The sequence below is a fragment of the Corallococcus sp. CA047B genome (assembly GCF_003612065.1).
GTDB lineage: Bacteria > Myxococcota > Myxococcia > Myxococcales > Myxococcaceae > Corallococcus > Corallococcus praedator.
The window spans coordinates 1-17,259 of record NZ_RAWD01000210.1; the positions used below are offsets into that span (position 1 = coordinate 1).

General features: G+C 69.2%; 14 protein-coding genes and 1 pseudogene. 9 read left to right on the forward strand and 6 right to left on the reverse strand.

Annotated features, from left to right (window positions below):
• The 3 genes and pseudogenes from D7X74_RS43140 to D7X74_RS27535 form a co-directional block, all read left to right on the forward strand.
• Nucleotides 1-401 (forward strand): annotated as a pseudogene (locus D7X74_RS43140) (alpha/beta hydrolase); the annotation flags it as partial.
• A gap of 156 nt (nucleotides 402-557) precedes the next feature.
• Nucleotides 558-2,369 (forward strand): S8 family serine peptidase, encoded by a 1,812-nt coding sequence (locus D7X74_RS27530; RefSeq protein WP_120535982.1) that lies wholly within the window; start codon nucleotides 558-560, stop codon nucleotides 2,367-2,369.
• Nucleotides 2,366-2,581 (forward strand): DUF5818 domain-containing protein, encoded by a 216-nt coding sequence (locus D7X74_RS27535; protein ID WP_120535983.1) that lies wholly within the window; start codon nucleotides 2,366-2,368, stop codon nucleotides 2,579-2,581. The genes D7X74_RS27530 and D7X74_RS27535 overlap by 4 nt, the downstream gene beginning before the upstream one ends.
• Nucleotides 2,582-2,649: 68 nt before the next feature.
• Here D7X74_RS27535 and D7X74_RS27540 read toward each other — a convergent pair whose 3' ends face one another.
• The 6 genes from D7X74_RS27540 to D7X74_RS27565 form a co-directional block, all read right to left on the reverse strand.
• The gene (locus D7X74_RS27540) at nucleotides 2,650-3,828 is read right to left on the reverse strand and encodes a CPBP family intramembrane glutamic endopeptidase (protein WP_233602279.1); all 1,179 of its coding nucleotides are present in this window, start codon (nucleotides 3,826-3,828) and stop codon (nucleotides 2,650-2,652) included.
• 79 nt (nucleotides 3,829-3,907) lie between these two features.
• Nucleotides 3,908-6,463: a 1-acyl-sn-glycerol-3-phosphate acyltransferase gene (locus D7X74_RS27545; RefSeq protein WP_120535984.1), complete on the reverse strand. Its 2,556-nt coding sequence runs from the start codon at nucleotides 6,461-6,463 to the stop codon at nucleotides 3,908-3,910.
• 14 nt (nucleotides 6,464-6,477) lie between these two features.
• Nucleotides 6,478-8,199 carry an arginine--tRNA ligase gene (gene argS, locus D7X74_RS27550; RefSeq protein WP_120535985.1) on the reverse strand — a complete coding sequence of 574 codons (1,722 nt, stop codon included), beginning with the start codon at nucleotides 8,197-8,199 and terminating at the stop codon, nucleotides 6,478-6,480.
• A gap of 75 nt (nucleotides 8,200-8,274) precedes the next feature.
• Entirely contained in the window at nucleotides 8,275-9,978 is a 1,704-nt protein-coding gene (locus D7X74_RS27555; RefSeq protein ID WP_120535986.1) for a hybrid sensor histidine kinase/response regulator, read from the reverse strand.
• Nucleotides 9,979-10,090: 112 nt separating this feature from the next.
• The gene (locus D7X74_RS27560) at nucleotides 10,091-10,819 is read right to left on the reverse strand and encodes a HEAT repeat domain-containing protein (protein WP_120535987.1); all 729 of its coding nucleotides are present in this window, start codon (nucleotides 10,817-10,819) and stop codon (nucleotides 10,091-10,093) included.
• Nucleotides 10,820-10,918: 99 nt separating this feature from the next.
• Entirely contained in the window at nucleotides 10,919-12,100 is a 1,182-nt protein-coding gene (locus D7X74_RS27565) for a DnaJ C-terminal domain-containing protein (RefSeq protein WP_120535988.1), read from the reverse strand.
• Nucleotides 12,101-12,217: 117 nt separating this feature from the next.
• Between D7X74_RS27565 and D7X74_RS27570 the strand changes: the two genes are divergently transcribed.
• The 6 genes from D7X74_RS27570 to D7X74_RS27595 all read left to right on the forward strand — a co-directional run.
• Nucleotides 12,218-12,937 (forward strand): hypothetical protein, encoded by a 720-nt coding sequence (locus D7X74_RS27570; RefSeq protein ID WP_233595311.1) that lies wholly within the window; start codon nucleotides 12,218-12,220, stop codon nucleotides 12,935-12,937.
• Nucleotides 12,934-13,428 carry a ribosomal protein S18-alanine N-acetyltransferase gene (gene rimI / locus D7X74_RS27575; RefSeq protein ID WP_120535990.1) on the forward strand — a complete coding sequence of 165 codons (495 nt, stop codon included), beginning with the start codon at nucleotides 12,934-12,936 and terminating at the stop codon, nucleotides 13,426-13,428. The genes D7X74_RS27570 and rimI overlap by 4 nt, the downstream gene beginning before the upstream one ends.
• 219 nt (nucleotides 13,429-13,647) lie before the next feature.
• Nucleotides 13,648-14,019: a 30S ribosomal protein S12 gene (rpsL, locus tag D7X74_RS27580; protein WP_014395857.1), complete on the forward strand. Its 372-nt coding sequence runs from the start codon at nucleotides 13,648-13,650 to the stop codon at nucleotides 14,017-14,019.
• Between the two features lie 155 nt (nucleotides 14,020-14,174).
• A complete protein-coding gene (rpsG, locus tag D7X74_RS27585; RefSeq protein ID WP_014395858.1) occupies nucleotides 14,175-14,645 on the forward strand; it encodes a 30S ribosomal protein S7 in 471 nt (156 codons plus the stop codon).
• 152 nt (nucleotides 14,646-14,797) lie between these two features.
• A complete protein-coding gene (fusA, locus tag D7X74_RS27590; RefSeq protein WP_120535991.1) occupies nucleotides 14,798-16,873 on the forward strand; it encodes an elongation factor G in 2,076 nt (691 codons plus the stop codon).
• Nucleotides 16,874-17,012: 139 nt separating this feature from the next.
• On the forward strand, nucleotides 17,013-17,259 hold a 247-nt coding region (locus tag D7X74_RS27595), incomplete at its 3' end, for a GTP-binding protein (RefSeq protein ID WP_233602280.1).

Consider the following 17,259-nt stretch of genomic DNA (forward strand, 5'->3'; position numbering starts at 1 on the left):
GCCAGGGCGTTCGGGGCAGCGGGGGCGCGCTGGTGGAGGACGCGGAGGCGGCCATGCGGGTGGCGCTGGAGAACGCGGGCACGTCCGCGCTGGCGGTGGCGGCGCTGCATGGGGGCGCGCGCGTGGCGCTGGCGCTCCAGGAGCGGCACCCGGCGGTGGGCGGACTGTGTCTGGTGGCGCCGGACCTGGATCCGTTGTCACTCGTGCGGCTGTCGTGTCCACTGCTGGTGATTGTCGGAGCGGAGGACACCCGTCTGCCCCGGGCGGCGCTGGCCGCCGCTGTCGCCGAGGCCGGGGGCGATTTAGAGGTCATCGACGATGCCGGAGCCACGTTCCACCGCAATCTTCCCCAGGTGGGCAGGGCCGCGGCCGCGTGGCTCCAGCGGCTGGCGGGCGGGTAGGGCAGGCGTGCAAACCTGCGGACTTCTTCACATTTCTTCATCCCCGTCGCCTTGCACGGCCGGCCGGGGGGCGAACAGACTGGTGGGGCAGACCCAATCGTCCCGCCGTGCGTTCGTAGTGGGTCTTCGAGGCGTCTTCGTTCAAGGAGTGTCCCGATGCGGATGAGGCGATGGAACGTGGTTCTCGCGGCGCTGGCCCTGTCGGCCTCGGCGTGTGCTCCCGCGTCGCGGGAGTCGGAGGTCCCGGTGGGGCCGGACGCGGCGGCCCAGGCCGAGGTGGCGGAGGCCGTGGCGGGGGGCTCGGACGACGTGGTGTCCGGCGCCATCGTGGTGGACTTCAAGGACGGCACCACCCAGGCGGAGTTCGACGCCTGGGAGCAGGAGTGGGGCGTGGACCTGGAGTTCAACTCCCTGGAAGGCCCCCGGACGGGCGTCACGCTGGCGGTGGGCGTGAACGACGTGGAGGGCGTGCTCGAGCGCATCCGGCAGAACCCGGCGGTGGAGTCCGCCGAGCCGCTCATGCAGGTGCGCAGCAGCTTCACGCCCAATGATCCGCAATACGCGTCCCAGTGGAACCTGCGGATGATCGACATGCCCAAGGCCTGGGACGGCAACCGGGGCAAGGGCGTGGTGGTGGCGGTCATCGACACCGGCATCGCCTACGAGGACCACGACGACTTCAAGCAGGTGCCGGACCTGAAGGGCGTGTCGTTCGTGAAGGGCTATGACTTCGTCAACGACGACGAGCACGCCAACGACGACCACGGCCACGGCACGCACGTGGCGGGCACCATCGCGCAGGCGACCAACAACGGCGAGGGCGTGGCGGGCGTGGCCTTCGACGCGACGCTGATGCCCCTCAAGGTGCTGAACCACTTCGGCAGCGGCACGTCGGCGGACATCGCGGACGCCATCCGCTTCGCGGCGGACCACGACGCGAAGGTCATCAACATGTCGCTGGGCGGTGGCCTGTACTCGCAGGTCATGGCCAGCGCGGTGGAGTACGCGCGCAAGAAGGGCGTCACCGTGGTGGCCGCGGCGGGCAACACCGGGCGGGGCCGGGTGGAGTTCCCCGCGGCGTACCCGGGCGCGGTGGCGGTGGGCGCGGTGGGGCCGGACGGCTCGCGCGCTCCGTACTCGTCCTATGGCAAGGAGCTGGACATCGCGGCGCCCGGTGGCGACAAGCGCCAGGGCGACTCGGGCGGCATCCTGCAGAACACCATCGACCCGCGCGACCCGTCGCGCTCCGTCTACGCCTGGTACCAGGGCACCAGCATGGCCGCGCCGCACGTGGCCGCGGTCGCCGCGATGCTCTACGGCGCCGGCGCGAAGAACCCGGACGAGGTGGAGCAGGCGCTCTACGCCGGGGCGAAGGCGGCGGACGAACAGGCCTGGTCCGAGCAGTACGGCCACGGCGTCCTCAACGCCAACGCGTCGCTCCAGGCGTTCACGGGCGGCGGGCCGCGCTGGCCGTCGCTGGGGTGGGCCGCGGCGCTGCTGGTGGTGGTGCTGCTGACGCTGCGCGGCCGCGAGCGTCCGGGCTTCCTCAACATCCTCTTCCGCCCGGCGTTCTTCGTGCCGCTGGTCCTGTCCACGGTGGGCTTCTTCTTCCTGCGCACGTGGTTCACGGGCGCCTCGGGCGCGGCCGGCGACGTGGTGAACGTGGCCTCGCTGCCCATCCCGGACTGGCAGCGCATCATCTTCGGCCGGGCCACGGTGAGCCCGCTGTTCTACAGCGCGCTGATTCCGCTGGTGCTCTCGCTGCCGGCCATCATCTGGCGGGGCTTCCGTCCGGCGGTGGGCGGCCTGGCGCTCGGCTTCGCGGGCTTCCTGGCCTACGCGGCGTGGGTGGGCGCTCCGGCGCTGGCGTGGATGCCCTTCACCTTCCTGGCCAAGCCGTGGCTGGGCTTCAACACGGTGGTGTGCCTCGTCATCGCCCGCGCGATGCTCAAGCGGGAGGACGCATGAAGCTCTCCGGCACGGTGCAGTACCAGGACCTGGAGGGCGGCGTGTGGGTCCTGAAGGCCGATGACGGCAAGACCTACCAACTCGCGGGCGGCGACCGGAAGATCAAGAAGGACGGTCAGCGCATCTCCGCCGAGGGCAGCGTGCAGCGGGATGCCGTCACCGCCGCGATGGTGGGCCCGGTGTTCCACGTCACGTCGTACAAGGCGGACTGACCACAGCCCGCGCCGCTCGCTTCGAAGCCGCCGCTGCCTCCAGGTGAAAGCCTGGGGGCAGTGTCGTTTCAGGGGACGGGCAGGGGCTTTGGGGGCTCGTGGGCCTTGGACTGCCGGAGCCGCTCTTCTTCGTAGAGTTCCATGGGCATCTCGCCCTTGCGGACGGACCTGCGCAGCTGGTGCAGGGCCTTGCGCTCCGCCTGGAGGCCCGGGGCCGCGTTCTTGCCCAGGGGCGGCACCGGGTGCTGGACGTCATAGACGCTCAGCGACACGCCCCTGCCATCCACCACGCCCAGGACCACCAGGGACAGCGTGGCGGCCGCGACCCACGGCAGCAACTGGAGGGCGAACAGCGGCACGGGCTTCGTGGAGCGCACCGCTTCATCGTCCGGCGGGGTGCCGCGTCCCCAGACGGAAGGGGCGTGTCGGGACGCGGCGCGCAGGCCCAGCAGCGCCGTCCATCCCACCAGCGCCAGTCCCAGCACGGCCCGCCAGTCCGTCACGTCGTCCGGCGCTGACTCCTTCGCCAGCCCCGAGTGCGTGGCGACCAGGAACAGCACCGACGACACCATGTTGTTGGCCGCGTGCGCCGCGATGCTCGGCCAGAGGGAACCGGTGCGCAGCAGCAGCCAGCCGAAGAGCACTCCCAGCTCCGCGCGCGCGAGGAAGCCCACCGGATCCAGGTGGAAGGCGCTGAACACCACCGAGGTGATGATCAGCGCACGCCAGGGCGACGCCGGGGCGGCGGGAGTGAGCGAGCGCTGGAAGAGGCCACGGAAGAAGAACTCCTCGCACAGGGGGGCGGCCACGGACACGCCGCCCAGGAGCAGCGCCAGCTCCACCGGCGTCTGGCCCTCGAAGAGGCGCGAGGCGTCGAACATCTCCCGAAGCCACTCGGGCGCCAGCCGCTGCGCCAGGAACTGGATGGGCACCACCACGGCGAAGAAGTTGGCCACGCCCAGCAGGAAGCCGAACAGGGCGGGCTTCCCCTGGAAGGGCGTGAGGCCGGTGTACTCGGCGGGCCGGAAGCCCGCGCGGCGCAGCATCACCCACGCGACGCCCAGGAAGAGGAACACCTCCGTGAACCACACGCCGAAGGCGGGGTTGAGCAGTTGGGTGGTGGCCCCGACCGTGAGGAACAGGCCGAAGGCCAGCGCCGCCGCGAGCAGCGGGTGGGGCGGCTTGAGGGGCGGCGGCACGGTGGGCCCTACCGGCTGCGGGTCGCTGGGAGGGAGGCCTTCATCCACCGTGTCGTCTCCTGCCCCTGCCGCCAGGGGCGGAGGGTGGGGTGCCGCGTTCGCTTCGAGGTGCCGCGGGCCGTGTCGCTCAGGCCCGGTGCAGGTAGCCGCGGATGTCGTCCGCGAGCGGGTTCTTCCGGGGCAGCTCGGCCGCCGCGGCAGGGTCGCCCAGCTTCAGCTTCTTGTCCTCTTCCACGAGGATGCGCTGATCCAACAGGTACTCCACCGCGTTCTCGAGCGTCGTCTTCGCCAGCGACTCGGAGGCGGTGATGCGCCCGGCGTTGTACTCGACGCGTCCCGTCTCCAGCGCCAGCTTGGCGAAGGACTTGCGGTCGGTGGCGGCGCCCGAGGCCACGTCGGGCAGGGTCATCGCCGCCAGCAGGTAGGCCTCCAGGAAGTCGCGCAGCAGGTCCGCCAGGAACTCCAGCTCCGGCAGCGCGTGGGCCTCCGGCGCCAGCTTGAGCGTGTCACCGTCGTGGATGACCAGGCCCATGCGCCCGAGCCGCTCCACGCACTCGGCGAAGATGGTCTCGAACGACGCGCCCACCCGGTAGATGAACTCCACCTTGAAGAGGCGCGACAGGAACAGCGCGCGGGCCTTCACGGTGTCGTACGGCGCGGGTGTGCCGGCCAGCAGCGCGTTGGCCACGAGGCTGCGCGCGGCCACCAGGTTCATCAGCGTGTTCTTGTAGAAGGACATCTCCGGACGGCGCGAGTCCTCCACCTGGTAGCTGACCTCGTTGCGCGCTTCCTTCGTGCGCACCATCTCGTCGGAGATGAACTCCCGCATGGCGTCCTGGATGGGCCCCAGCGTCTCCGGGTTGCTGGGCGCGTTGACCAGCTCCGGGGACAGCCGCGCTCCATCCTCCACGGCGATGCGGCGCAGCAGGCTGATCCGGTCGGTCAGCTCGCGCTGGGTGAGGCCGCGCCGGCGGTGGGCCAGCAGCGACGCGCTCACCAGCGCGTGCGGCGTGACGGTGGACACCTTGCTGATGCCGTACATCACCCGGTTGCCCAGCGCGCGCACCAGGCCCTTCTTCTGCTCGTCCGTCACCGGCTCCTGCGGCGACAGGCCACGCGCCTTCATGAACTCCACCAGCGACAGCGGCTCGTCGAACGTCAGGTGGATGCGTCCGTAGCGCGCGGCCAGCACCTTGGGCGCGCTCAACAGGGCCTTGAGGTCCTCGGGCTTCTTCTCCCCGCCGGCCAGCTCCTTCGAGTAGCTGTCGGACTCCACGACCTTCTCGTAGTCGATGGAGACGGGCACGAAGTAGAGGTCGTTGCGCGCGCCGTCCAGCACCGCTTCCACCTGCCACGTGAGCATGCCCAGCTTGGGCGTGAGCAGCTTGCCCGTGCGCGAGCGGCCGCCCTCGGGGAAGAACTCCTGGTGGATGCCGTCGTGCACCAGCTTCTTGATGTACGCCTTGAAGGACGCGGCGTAGACCTTGTCGCCCTTGAACGAGCGGCGCAGGAAGAACGCGCCGCAGCGGCGGAACAGCGGGCCCAGGGGCCAGAAGGACAGGTTGGCGCCCGCGGCGACCAGCGGCGCGGTGTAGCCGCGGTTCCACAGCACCCAGCTCATCACCAGGTAGTCCACGTGGCTCTTGTGGCTGGGGCAGAGCACCACCGGCGCCCTGCCCGCGGCCTTGAGCGCGCGGTGCAGGCCCGCCTCGTCCACGCCAATGCCGTCGTAGATGCGGTTGAACACCCACTCCAGCATCGGCGCGATGAGCGCCAGCACGGACGGGTTGGGCCTGGCCGCGATGGCCTCCAGGTTGCGCTTGGCCTCGCGCTGCACGCTCGCGGGCTTGCGGCCGGTGGCGGCCGCGTGCTCATCCAGCACCTTGCGCAGCTGACGGTCGCGCAACGTCTCCTCGATGAGCCGGTCGGTGGGCTTCTGCGGCGGGCCGAACACCGCGCGCGTCTCCCGGGCCAGGTACACGTGCAGCGCGCTGCGCACCTTGCGCGCCAGCACCTCGTCGGTGGCCTGGGGATTCTCCTCGATGAAGCGGCGCAGGTCGATGGGCTCTCCCACGCGGAACTGCGCGCGCTTGTAGTTGCGGAAGAACGCCACCATCGAGTGCACGAAGCCCGGCGCTTCCGGGCTGCCGAACACCACGTCGCGCCAGCCCGGCTTCAGCTTGGCGGCACGCTTCTCCCAGACGAACAGCTCCGGCACCAGAAACACCGGCTTGTCGGCGCCACGCGCCAGCCGCACCAGGGCGGGGAAGGGGTCCTCGCGCGTCTCCTTGCCGGAGGCGTGCAGCAGCGCCGTGCGGCGCAGGAACACGAGCCCGCTGCCGCCCTGCTGCAGGGCATAGCGGAAGCGCTCCTCCACCGCGCCATTCTGGGCCGTCTGGCGCCAGGGCCGGGTGAACCAGGGGCGCAGGTTCACCACCGCGCGGATGGGCGGCATGGCCCGGCGGACCATGGCCCACGCGATGTAGAGGAAGTTGATCCACGCGGTGGTGCGCATGACGTGCACCACGAAGCCCCGGGCGCTGAGCGCACGCAGTTCGTCCTCGGCCTCGGGGGGGAAGTGCACCCCGTCGAAGTACCGTGCCCCGAGCACCCGGGACATGGGACCGAATTCCTCCTTCAAGGCCTCTCCTTGCGTCACGGTCTGCACCAGCGCGGTATCCACGGCAGCCCCCCAGGCTACATGTTTTCCGGCGTCGGGATGCCCAAGAGGGTCAGGCCCGCCGCCAGGGTGATGCGCGTTGCGTCCGTGAGGGCCAGGCGCGCCGCGCGCAGCGCGTCATTGTCCTCCACGAGGATGCGCTTCTCGCGCTCCTTGTTGCCGGCGGTGTAGTAGCGGCTGTAGGCCGCCGCCACGTCCAGCAACAGTCGCGCGACGAGGCTCGGCTCGTACTGCTCCGCCGCCGCGCGCACCGTGTCCGGCAGACGCATGAGCTCGCGCACCAGGGTCTGCTCCTCGGGAAGCGTCAGGAGCGCCGGATCATAACTTGCCGGAACACCGCCGCCCTTGCGCAGCACGGTCGCACTGCGCGCGTGCGCGTACTGGAGATAGGGACCGGTGTGCCCCTCGGGGCTGGTCACCTCGTCCCAGTCGAAGGTGTAGTCGCTGGCGCGGTTGTGCTTCAGGTCACCGAAGACGATGGCGCCCAGGCCGATCTGCTCCGCGAGGCCATCGGGATCCTCTGTCACGAGGTTGCCCGAGGCGATGTTCGCCTCCACGAGCTTGAGCACGCGCTCCTTGGACTCGTCCAGGACCTGATCCAGCTCCACCACCTGGCCCTTGCGCGTGCTCATGCCGTGGATGCGGCCGAACGGCACGTGGATGCACTTGTCCGCCCACGGCTGTCCCATCTCCGTGAGGGTGCGGAACACTTGGCGGAAGTGCAGCGCCTGATCCTGCGCGACGACGTAGAGCGACTTGTCGAAGTTGAACCGCGCGTGGCGGTCCTCGGCGGCGGCCAGGTCGCGCGTGGCGTAGAGCGTGCTGCCATCGTTCTTCTTCAGGAGGACGGGCGGCTCGTTCTCCGCGTAGGGCATGTCCACGATGATGGCGCCCTGGGACTCCTTCACGCCGGGCTTCTTCGCGATCTGCGCGATGACGGCGTCCATGCGGCCCTGGTAGCGGCTCTCGCCCTCGATGTGCTCGAAGTCGATGCCCATGCGCTTGTAGACGCGCTTGAAGCCCTTGAGGCTCGTCTCCCGGAACTGGTTCCAGAGCTTCATCGCCTCCGGCTCGTTGGCCTCCATGCGGCGGAAGAACTCGCGGGCCTTCTCGTCGAAGGCGGGGTCTTCACCGGCGCGCTTGTTGGCCTGGACGTACACCTGGACCAGGTGCGCCATGTCCTCCCGCAGCTCCTCCTTGCCGAACTCCTGGAAGCCGACGGCGACGAGGCCGAACTGCTTGCCCCAGTCCCCCAGGTAGTTGATGCCCTCCACGCGCCAGCCCAGCGCCCGGTAGAGGTTCGCGATGCAGTGGCCCAGGAACGTGGTGCGGATGTGGTGGAAGCCAATGGGCTTGGCGATGTTGGGCGACGAGTAGTCGATGACCACCGTCTTGCCCTTGCCCTCCTCGGCGTTGCTTCCGTACGCGATGCCTGCCTGGCGCACGCTGTCGATGACCTCCTGGGTGAAGGGCAGGGGAAGGAAGCGCGCGTTGACGTACGGGCCCACGGCCTTCACCTCCAGGCCGGGAACCTGGAGCGACTGCGCCAGCGACGCGGCGATGGCGGGCGGCGCCTTCTTCTGCGCCTTGGCGAGGGGGAAGGTGGCGAAGCTCAGGTCGCCGTGCGCGGGATCCGCGGGCTTGACCTGCGCATCGATGTCGGAGGCGGGGACGCCCAGGGCCCCGGCAAGAGCCTGGGCGAACGCGGCGCGGTAGCGGGAATAGACGGAAGTGCTCATGGGCCGCGCGGATACTACCCAAGGCGGGGCGCCTTCCTGCCACCTCTTCTGTGGGGAAGGCGCCCGGGACGTCGTTCAGGGCACTGCGGGGCCGCGGTTCTTGGGGCGCACCACCGCGGCCACGGTGTCCAGCAGCTTGGGCAGCTTCAGGGGCTTCTCGAAGAACCCGTCGATGCGATCCGGACCTTCACCCGAGGTGAGGGACGCGACGTCGCTGGCGCCGGAGATGATGTAGACGACCACGTCCGCCAGCGACTCGGTGGTGCGGATGTAGTGCAGCACGGAGCGTCCATCCTCTCCGGACAGCCGCAGGTCCAGCAGCACCATGGCCGGCCGGATGTGGGACAGGATGGAGCGCGCCTCGGCGGCACCGGAGGTGGCCATCACCCGGTAGCCCTCCTGCTCCAGCACCTGCTCCAGCACCTCGCGGCAGTCCACGTCGTCCTCCACCAGGAGGATGCCGCCCGCCTTGGGCGCGGCCTGATTCAGGTCCGGGGCGCTGACGGCGCTCGCGAACAGGGGCAGGACCATCTCGAACGTGCTGCCCTCGCCCAGGATGCTGGAGGCGTCCACGCGGCCGCCGTGCAGCGCGACGATCTTGGCGACCAGGGGCAGGCCCAGGCCCGCGCCCGGGGGACGCGGCATGCCGGGCTGCGCGCGGTAGAACGAGTCGAAGACGTGCTCCAGGGCCTCGGCGGACATGCCCTGGCCGGAGTCCTTCACGGTGAGGGTGCCCAGGCCCTCGCCGGACGCGACGCGCACCTCGACGACGTCGTCCGTCTCGCTGTGGTGGATGCCGTTCTCGACGAGGTTGTGGATGGCCTCGGAGATGCGCTCGCGGTCGCCGCGGACGAACACCTCCGGGCAGGGCGGAATCACCACCCGCACGCGGCTGTGCTCGGCGACGGCGCCCAGCCCGCGCACGACTTCTTCCGCCACGGCCTTGAGGCCGAAGGGGCGCTGGTTGAGCTGCATCTTCCCGGAGGACAGCCGGGACATCAGCACCAGATCGTTCACCTGCTGCAGCAGCCGGTCGGAGTTGCGGTCGCAGATCTGCACCGCGCGGCGCTGTCCGTCCGTCAGGGTGCCCAGCTTCTCCCGGCCCAGCATGGCCAGGTAGGCCTTGATGGTGGTGAGCGGGTTCTTCAGGTCATGGGACACGTTGCCGAGCAGCTCCTCGCGGTTCTGCTCCAGGCTCTTGAGGCCCGCGATGGCCGTCTGCAGGTCCTTGTTGCGCCGGGCGCTGTCGTCGCGCAGCCGGGCCACCTCGTAGGCGGCGGTGAGCTGGGACGCCAGGGACTGCATCAGGATGTCGGACGCCTTGCGCCGGGCACCCAGGACGACGAGCACGCCCGTCACGCCCTGCGGACCCTCCAGGGGCACGGCGACGGTGTCGTCCTCGCGCAGGAGCACCTTGTCGGTGAAGCACCGGCCCACCACGCCCTCGCCCGGGACGGCGGCGGTGACGCGCTCGTCGTAGCGACCGCGCACGTGCTCGACGTGGAGCTGGTTGCGCGACGGAAAGTGGCGCGCGACGTAGCAGACCTTCGGCTTGAGCAGCGTGTGGAGCGTCTGGAGCTGGGCGCGCAGGGCCTCGGTGGGGCCCGCGTTGTCTGTCAGCTGCCGGCCCATCTCCAGCAACGCCTGCGCGGCGGAGTCCGTGTCCACGGGGGGCGGAGGCTTCGCCGCCCGTTTCGGTGGGGCCTTCTTCGCGGGAGTGGCGGCGGGACGCAGCGGCACCACTTCTGCGAGCTGCGGATCCTTCTTCTTCGAGGGCACGCGTGAATCCTGCTTCATGTCTCGCGTGGGAGGAAACCGCCCTGGTGCCGGCCAGCCCCCGGGGAGGGGGGCCGTGTCAGGTGCCCGACAGCCCGGACGTTCGCCGCCTGCTCTAGGCCCGGCGCTGGATGCGGCCGTCCTTGTCCAGGCTGAAGGGCTCCACGAGGGCGGACTGCACCTTCTCCTGGTAGCCCTGCACGGCGAACCCGCTTTCCGCGAGAGCGGCCAGGGCGGCGGTCTGCACGCGCCGGGCGGTGTCCTCGTTGGTGAGCAGCTGGAGCAGGGGCTCGCGCGCCGGCTCGTACTTCAGGGGCCCCAGGAGGTTGATGGCGGCGATCTTCACGTCATCGGACATGTCCTCCAGGAAGGGGAGGACGGCGGGGGCCACACGCGGATCCTGCTTGCCCACGACGTGGTGGAGCAGGACGACCTTCTTCTCCGGGTCGCGCGTGTAGCGGGACGACAGGTGCTGGAGCGTGTCGACGATGACGCCCATCAGCGCGTCCTCGGCCAGCAGCTCCTGCAGCACGCGCAGGGCCCAGGACGTGGCGTGGTCGCTCTGCTTGAGGAAGGCGCTCACCGGGGCGACCGCCTCCTGGCCAAAGCCCTTGATGAGCTCGAAGGTGTGCTCCTTCTCATCCGCGTCGGTGGTGAGCGGGTCCACGGTGATGGTGAACCGACTGAGCAGCACCGTGACGGCCTCGGGGTACTTCATCTCCCCCAACTGCTGAAGGGCCTTCTGCCGCGTGGAAGGCTCCCCGTACTTCTGGGTCACCTTGGACTTGAGCTTGAGGGCTTTTTCGGGGCCCGAGCCGCCCGTGAGGAAATCGAAGAGACCCATAAATACGTACCCGCTCCGGATTCGGAAGGTGGAGGCGCCATGTAGGACGGGGCGCCTTCCAGGACAAGAGACAACAAGAGGTACCACGCGGCAACCCCACTACAGATTCAACTCCCGGCGCACGTCGCCCCGGTAGGCCTTCGCCAGTGTTTCCGCGGCGGCGCGGGCCTCGTCGGTGGCGTCCTCGGGCACCTTCACCTGGAGGAGCAGGTACATGTCGCCAGGCGTTCCTCCCCGAAGCGACGGTACGCCGCGCCCCTTGAGCCGCATCTTCCGGCCGGACTGCGAACCGGGGGGCACCCGCAGTGTCACCTCACCCTGGAACGTAGGCACGCGCACCTCGCCGCCCAGCAGCGCCTCGGCCACCGTCACCGGCAGGTCCAGGTACAGGTCGTCACCCTCGCGGCGCACCAGCGGATGCTCGGCCACCTCCGTCTCGATGTAGAGGTCGCCGGGAGCCCCGCCGTGGACACCGGCCGCACCCTGGCCGCCGAGCCGCACCTTGGAGCCCGTCGTCACGCCCGCCGGAATCTTCACCGTCAGCCGGGTCGTCTCCTCCTGGAGGCCGCTGCCGCCGCACTGCGAGCAGGACTCCGGGGCCCGGCCGCTGCCACGGCAGGTGGGGCATACACCCGAGCCGCCGAACATGGCCCCGCCCCGTCGCGCCCGGCCCGTGCCGTTGCAGGTGGGGCAGCTGACGAGCTTCCCGGTATGCCCCTCGCCATGGCACTTGCCGCAGCGGCCCGGGCGCTGGAGGGACAGCGTGCGCTCGGTGCCGGACACGGCCTCGGCGAGCGAGATCTGGACCTTGGTGGTCAGGTCGTCGCCGCGCTCGGCGGCCGTGGCCCGGCTGCCACCCCGACCCCGGCCGAAGAGGTCGCCCACGTCGAAGCCACCACCGTGCCCGCCGCTCCCCGAACGTCCGAAGATGTCGTTGAACAGGTCGCCCAGGTCCACGCCCTCGGTGCTGAAGGGAATGCCCCCGCCGCCACTGCCCCCGGCGGCCTGGGCCGCTCGGTACTGGCGGTAGGCGGTGGCCTTCTTCTCGTCAAAGCCGATCTTCTCCGCGTCCTCGCCGAACTCGTCGTAGAGCGAGCGCTTCTTCGGGTCGCCCAGGACCTCGAAGGCGCTGTTGATGCGCTTGAACTTTTCCTCCGCCGCCTTGTTCCCGGGGTTGACGTCCGGGTGGTGCTGGCGCGCCAGCTTCCGGAATGCCTTCTTGAGTTCGTCCGCGGACGCCGTCCGTGGCACGCCCAGAATCTGGTAGTAGTCGTCCGCCATAGTTCTCGCCGTGCAGTACCCGACAGCCAAGAACGTAACCAGTGGGTCGGTGAGCGCCAGCACGGGATGTCGAGACAGGGCCGGGATGGTTACAGTCGCCGGAAGATGAGGAAGGCCATGCCATCACCGCGCGGGCATCGGATGGTCCCCCTGTGGCTGGCGTTCTGCCTGCTGGGGACCTCCCTCGGGCCCGGGTTGACGGCCCACGCCGCCGCCCCCCCGGCCGCCTCCATTCGGGAGGGCAGGGTGGTGGACCGCGTCGTGGCGGTCATCGAGGGCCAGGTCCTGACCCAGAGCGAGCTGGAGATGGAGGCCCGGGTGGCGCTGATCCAGCGAGGGGCCGTGCAGGTCGCCGCCCTGCCGCTGGACGAGCAGACCCTCCAGGGCGCCCTGGAACTGTCCATCAACCAGCGGCTCCAGGTCCTGAGCGCCGACCGCCTCCAGGCCTTTCCAGCCGAACCCTCGGAGGTGGAGGCCCGCCTGGACACCTTCCGCACGAGGCTGGGAGGGGAGGAGGCGCTGCGGCGCTTCCTCGCCCGACACGACGTGGACCAGGAGGCCCTGGTGGCCGTGCTGGCACGGGGGCTCCGGGCGGAGCGAATCCTGGACAGTCGGGTCCGGTTGAAGGCACAGGTGAGCGAAGCGGAGGTGCGCCACCACTACGACGAACACCGGGACGTGTACCCCGGCGAGTTCGATCAGGCGGCGCGCACAGCCATCCGCGAGCAGCTGGTGCGGGCGCGCTACGGGGAGCTGGCGGCACAGGCCCTGGCTGAAGTACGCAAGTCGGCGCAGGTGCGGCGGGTGGCGCCCTTCGCGCGGGAGGCACGGCGATGAGACGGCTGCGGGAGGACGGAACTCCCGAAAAGGCGCACGGTTTCGTGATCCGGCAGATGACCGTGGAAGACATGCCGGCGGTGATGGCGCTGGAGAAGGCGTCCTTCAAGAACCCCTGGTCCCACGAACTGCTCGGGCGCGAGCTCCAGCACGACTGGTCCACCATCCTCCTCGTGGAGGAGCCCCTGCCCGAGGGCGGCGTGGAGCTGCTGGGCCTGGCCATCTTCTGGATCGTCCACGACGAGGTCCACGTGCTCAACGTGGCCACCGCCCCCGTCCACCGGCGCCGGGGCGTCGCGCGCACCGTGATGGAGGAGGTTCTTCGCCGGGGCGTGGGGCGCCGCTGCTCCCTGGCCACGCTGGAGGTGAGGCGGGGCAACGAGTCCGCGCTCAACCTCTACCGCTCGCTGGGCTTCCGGGCGGTCGGCATCCGCCCGAACTACTACGCGGACGAGGGCGAGGACGCGATCGTGATGGTCCTCGACTTCTAGGGTTGCGCGGAGTAGAGCGTCCGGCCGTTGTCGTTGTCCCAGGTTTTTCGGGTGTCTGGTGGAATCACCCGGGTCCTCTGGCCGCTGCTGGCCCAGGGGCAAGCCATGCTTGACACCCGGGGGCCCCTCCCTATACTCGCGGGCCTTTCTGTAGCCTGTAGGTAGATATGCTCCGCTTTCGTGTATCCGGAAGCGGTTCCCATCGAAGAAGAGGTTTCAGTGCCGACCATCAGCCAGCTCGTCCGCAAGGGCCGCGAGAAGCTCAACATCAAGGGCAAGAGCCCTGCCCTGAAGGAGTGCCCCCAGAAGCGCGGCGTGTGCACCCGCGTCTACACCACGACTCCGAAGAAGCCGAACTCCGCGCTCCGCAAGGTGGCTCGCGTTCGTCTGACCAACGGGATCGAGGTCACCTCGTACATCCCCGGCGTGGGTCACAACCTCCAGGAGCACTCGGTGGTGATGATCCGCGGTGGCCGTGTGAAGGACCTCCCGGGCGTTCGCTACCACATCATCCGCGGCACGCTGGACTCCGTGGGCGTTGCCGGTCGCAAGCAGAGCCGTTCGAAGTACGGCGCGAAGCGTCCCAGCTAGTTTGTCCCCCGCGCGTCGTTGGCGCGGAACACCTTCGCTGTCCTTGAAGCTGTGTTGGACGCTGGCCCCACACCCTGGGGAGTGTCCCTGGAAGTCCAAGTCTTGAAGCCCCATCAGGCTTCCCTCAGTGAGGGAAGTGGGGCGTAAGGGAAGAGATGCCTCGTCGTCGCGTAGTCGCCAAGCGGAAGATTCTCCCGGATCCGAAGTTCCAGGACCGGCTCGTTACCAAGTTCGTCAACGACCTGATGCGCAAGGGGAAGAAGTCCATCGCGGAGGGCGTGTGCTACGGCGCCTTCGCCCTCATGGAGGAGCGCGCGAAGGAAGACCCCCTCAAGACCTTCAAGAAGGCCTTGGACAACGTCAAGCCGGTGCTTGAGGTCAAGAGCCGTCGTGTCGGTGGCGCCACCTACCAGGTGCCCGTGGAGGTCCGTCAGGATCGCCGCGTCGCGCTGGGCATGCGCTGGATCATCTCCTACGCCAAGGCGCGCGGTGAGAAGACCATGCAGGAGAAGCTGGCCGGCGAGATCATGGACGCCGCCAACAACCGCGGCAACGCGGTGAAGAAGCGTGAAGACACGCACAAGATGGCGGAGGCGAACAAGGCCTTCGCGCACTACCGCTGGTAGGTCCCGTCAGGGGCTTCGCGGTCGCCGCCCGGATGCGCTGCCAGCGTCCGGGCGGTTTTGTTTGTCAGCACGGCAGGTTCTCTGAGATGTCCGATCGGTCGGTGGAGAGGGCCGCTTCCGGTTCCTCCCGCCTCCCTGGAAGGAACTGACTCATGGCCCGCGAGTTCCCCCTCGAGCGCTACCGCAACATCGGCATCATGGCGCACATCGATGCCGGCAAGACGACCACCACCGAGCGGATCCTGTTCTACACAGGCGCCATCCACAAGATGGGCGAGGTGCACGAAGGCACCACCACCACGGACTGGATGGTGCAGGAGCGCGAGCGTGGCATCACCATCACGTCCGCGGCCATCAGCGCCTTCTGGGAGCGCGAGGGCCACCGCTACCGCGTGAACATCATCGACACGCCGGGTCACGTGGACTTCACCATCGAGGTGGAGCGCTCGCTGCGCGTGCTCGACGGTGCCATCGCGGTGTTCGACGCCGTGAACGGAGTGGAGCCGCAGTCGGAGACGGTGTGGCGTCAGGCGGACCGCTACAAGGTCCCGCGCATCTGCTTCATCAACAAGATGGACCGCGTGGGCGCGGACTTCGAGATGTCCGTCGGCACCATCCGCGAGAAGCTGGGCGCGCGCCCCGTGCGCATGCAGCTGCCGCTGGGCGCCGAGGACAAGCTCAAGGGCGTCATCGACCTGGTCCGCATGAAGGCGCTCGTCTTCCAGGAGCAGGAGCAGGGCAGCAAGGTCGATGTCGTGGAGATTCCGGAGGAGTTCCAGGCTGCGGCGGAGGCCGCGCGCGCGGAGCTGCTGGAGGCCGCGGCCGAACAGGACGACGCGCTCACGGAGAAGTTCCTCGAGGGCCAGGAGCTGACCGAGGAAGAGGTGCGCCGCGCCATCCGCAAGGGCTGCGTGGGCCTGAAGCTGTTCCCCGTGTTTTGCGGCTCGGCGTTCCGCCACAAGGGCGTGCAGCCGCTGCTGGACGCGGTGGTGGACTACCTGCCCAGCCCGCTGGAGGTCCCGCCCATCCAGGGAAAGACGCCCAAGGGCGAGGACGCGGTGCGCGAGACGCGCGACGATGCGCCCTTCAGCGCGCTGGCGTTCAAGATCATGAACGACCCGTCGTTCTCCTCGCAGACGCTGACGTTCCTGCGCGTCTACTCGGGAAAGCTGGAGGCGGGCACTGCGGTGTGGAACTCCGTGAAGGGCAAGCGCGAGCGCGTCAGCCGGCTCGTGCAGATGCGCGCGGACAAGAAGGACGAGCTCACCGAGTGCTACGCCGGTGACATCTGCGCCGTGGTCGGCCTGAAGCTCGCGACGACGGGTGACACGCTCTGCGACGACAAGCAGCAGATCGTGCTGGAGCGGATGGAGTTCCCCGAGCCCGTCATCGACATCGCCATCGAGCCGAAGTCCACCGCGGACCAGGACAAGATCATCCAGTCCCTGCAGCGGCTGGCGATGGAGGACCCGTCCTTCCGCGTGCGCACCAACGAGGAGACGGGCCAGACGCTCATCGCCGGCATGGGCGAGCTGCACCTGGAGATCATCGTCGACCGGCTCCTGCGCGAGTTCAAGGTCGACGCGAACATCGGCAAGCCCCAGGTGGCCTACCGCGAGACGGTGACCACGACGCAGACGGCGGAGGGCAAGTACATCCGCCAGGCGGGCGGCAAGGGGCAGTACGGCCACATCTGGCTGCGCGTGTCCCCGAACGAGCCCGGCAAGGGCTTCGAGTTCATCAACAGCATCACCGGCGGCGCGGTGTCCAAGGAGTTCGTGGACGCCGCGCGCGACGGTGCCCGGGAGGCCATGCAGAACGGCCCCGTCGCGGGCTACCCCATGGTGGACGTGAGGGTGGAGGCCTACGACGGCTCCATGCACGATGTAGACTCGTCCGAGATGGCGTTCAAGATCGCCGGCTCCCTGGCCTTCAAGGACGCGGTCCGCGCGGCTCAGCCGGTGCTCCTGGAGCCCATCATGGCCACGGAGGTCCTCACTCCGGAGGCGTCCATGGGCGACGTCATCGGCGACCTGAACGGCCGGCGGGGGAAGATCCTGGGGATGACGCCCAGGCCTGGCGGAGTGCAGGCCATCCAGGCGGAGGTGCCCCTGGCGGCCATGTTCGGCTACTCGACCGACCTGCGCAGCAAGAGCCAGGGAAGGGCGACGTACACCATGCAGTTCAAGCACTACGCAGCGGCGCCCAAGTCAGCGCTCAACCGTTGATGCCCCGCCCGCTGGGGAAGCCGCCGGGCGAATTGTATTGACGTTCCAGCGGCTTTGAAGCACACGCAGCACCGCTCGGGAGTTCTCCCAAAGTTCCAGACCGCCGGGGTTGCACCGGTGCCGTCCTGAGGAGTGGTTCATGTCCAAGGAAAAGTTCGATCGCAGCCTGCCCCACGTGAACATCGGAACGATTGGGCACGTGGACCACGGCAAGACGTCGCTGACGGCCGCCATCACGAAGGTGCTCGCCAAGTCGGGTGGCGCCACGTTCATGGCGTACGACCAGATTGACAAGGCGCCGGAAGAGCGGGAGCGCGGCATCACCATCTCCACGGCGCACGTGGAGTACAAGACGAAGAACCGCCACTACGCGCACGTCGACTGTC

Bases quoted from the DNA above. Each gene is read 5' to 3' on its own strand.
- D7X74_RS27530 (WP_120535982.1), top strand. From the start codon at position 558: ATGCGGATGAGGCGATGGAACGTGGTTCTCGCGGCGCTGGCCCTGTCG.
- D7X74_RS27535 (WP_120535983.1), top strand. From the start codon at position 2,366: ATGAAGCTCTCCGGCACGGTGCAGTACCAGGACCTGGAGGGCGGCGTG.
- argS (WP_120535985.1), bottom strand. From the start codon at position 8,199: ATGAGCACTTCCGTCTATTCCCGCTACCGCGCCGCGTTCGCCCAGGCT.
- D7X74_RS27560 (WP_120535987.1), bottom strand. From the start codon at position 10,819: ATGGGTCTCTTCGATTTCCTCACGGGCGGCTCGGGCCCCGAAAAAGCC.
- D7X74_RS27565 (WP_120535988.1), bottom strand. From the start codon at position 12,100: ATGGCGGACGACTACTACCAGATTCTGGGCGTGCCACGGACGGCGTCC.
- D7X74_RS27570 (WP_233595311.1), top strand. From the start codon at position 12,218: ATGCCATCACCGCGCGGGCATCGGATGGTCCCCCTGTGGCTGGCGTTC.
- rimI (WP_120535990.1), top strand. From the start codon at position 12,934: ATGAGACGGCTGCGGGAGGACGGAACTCCCGAAAAGGCGCACGGTTTC.
- rpsG (WP_014395858.1), top strand. From the start codon at position 14,175: ATGCCTCGTCGTCGCGTAGTCGCCAAGCGGAAGATTCTCCCGGATCCG.
- fusA (WP_120535991.1), top strand. From the start codon at position 14,798: ATGGCCCGCGAGTTCCCCCTCGAGCGCTACCGCAACATCGGCATCATG.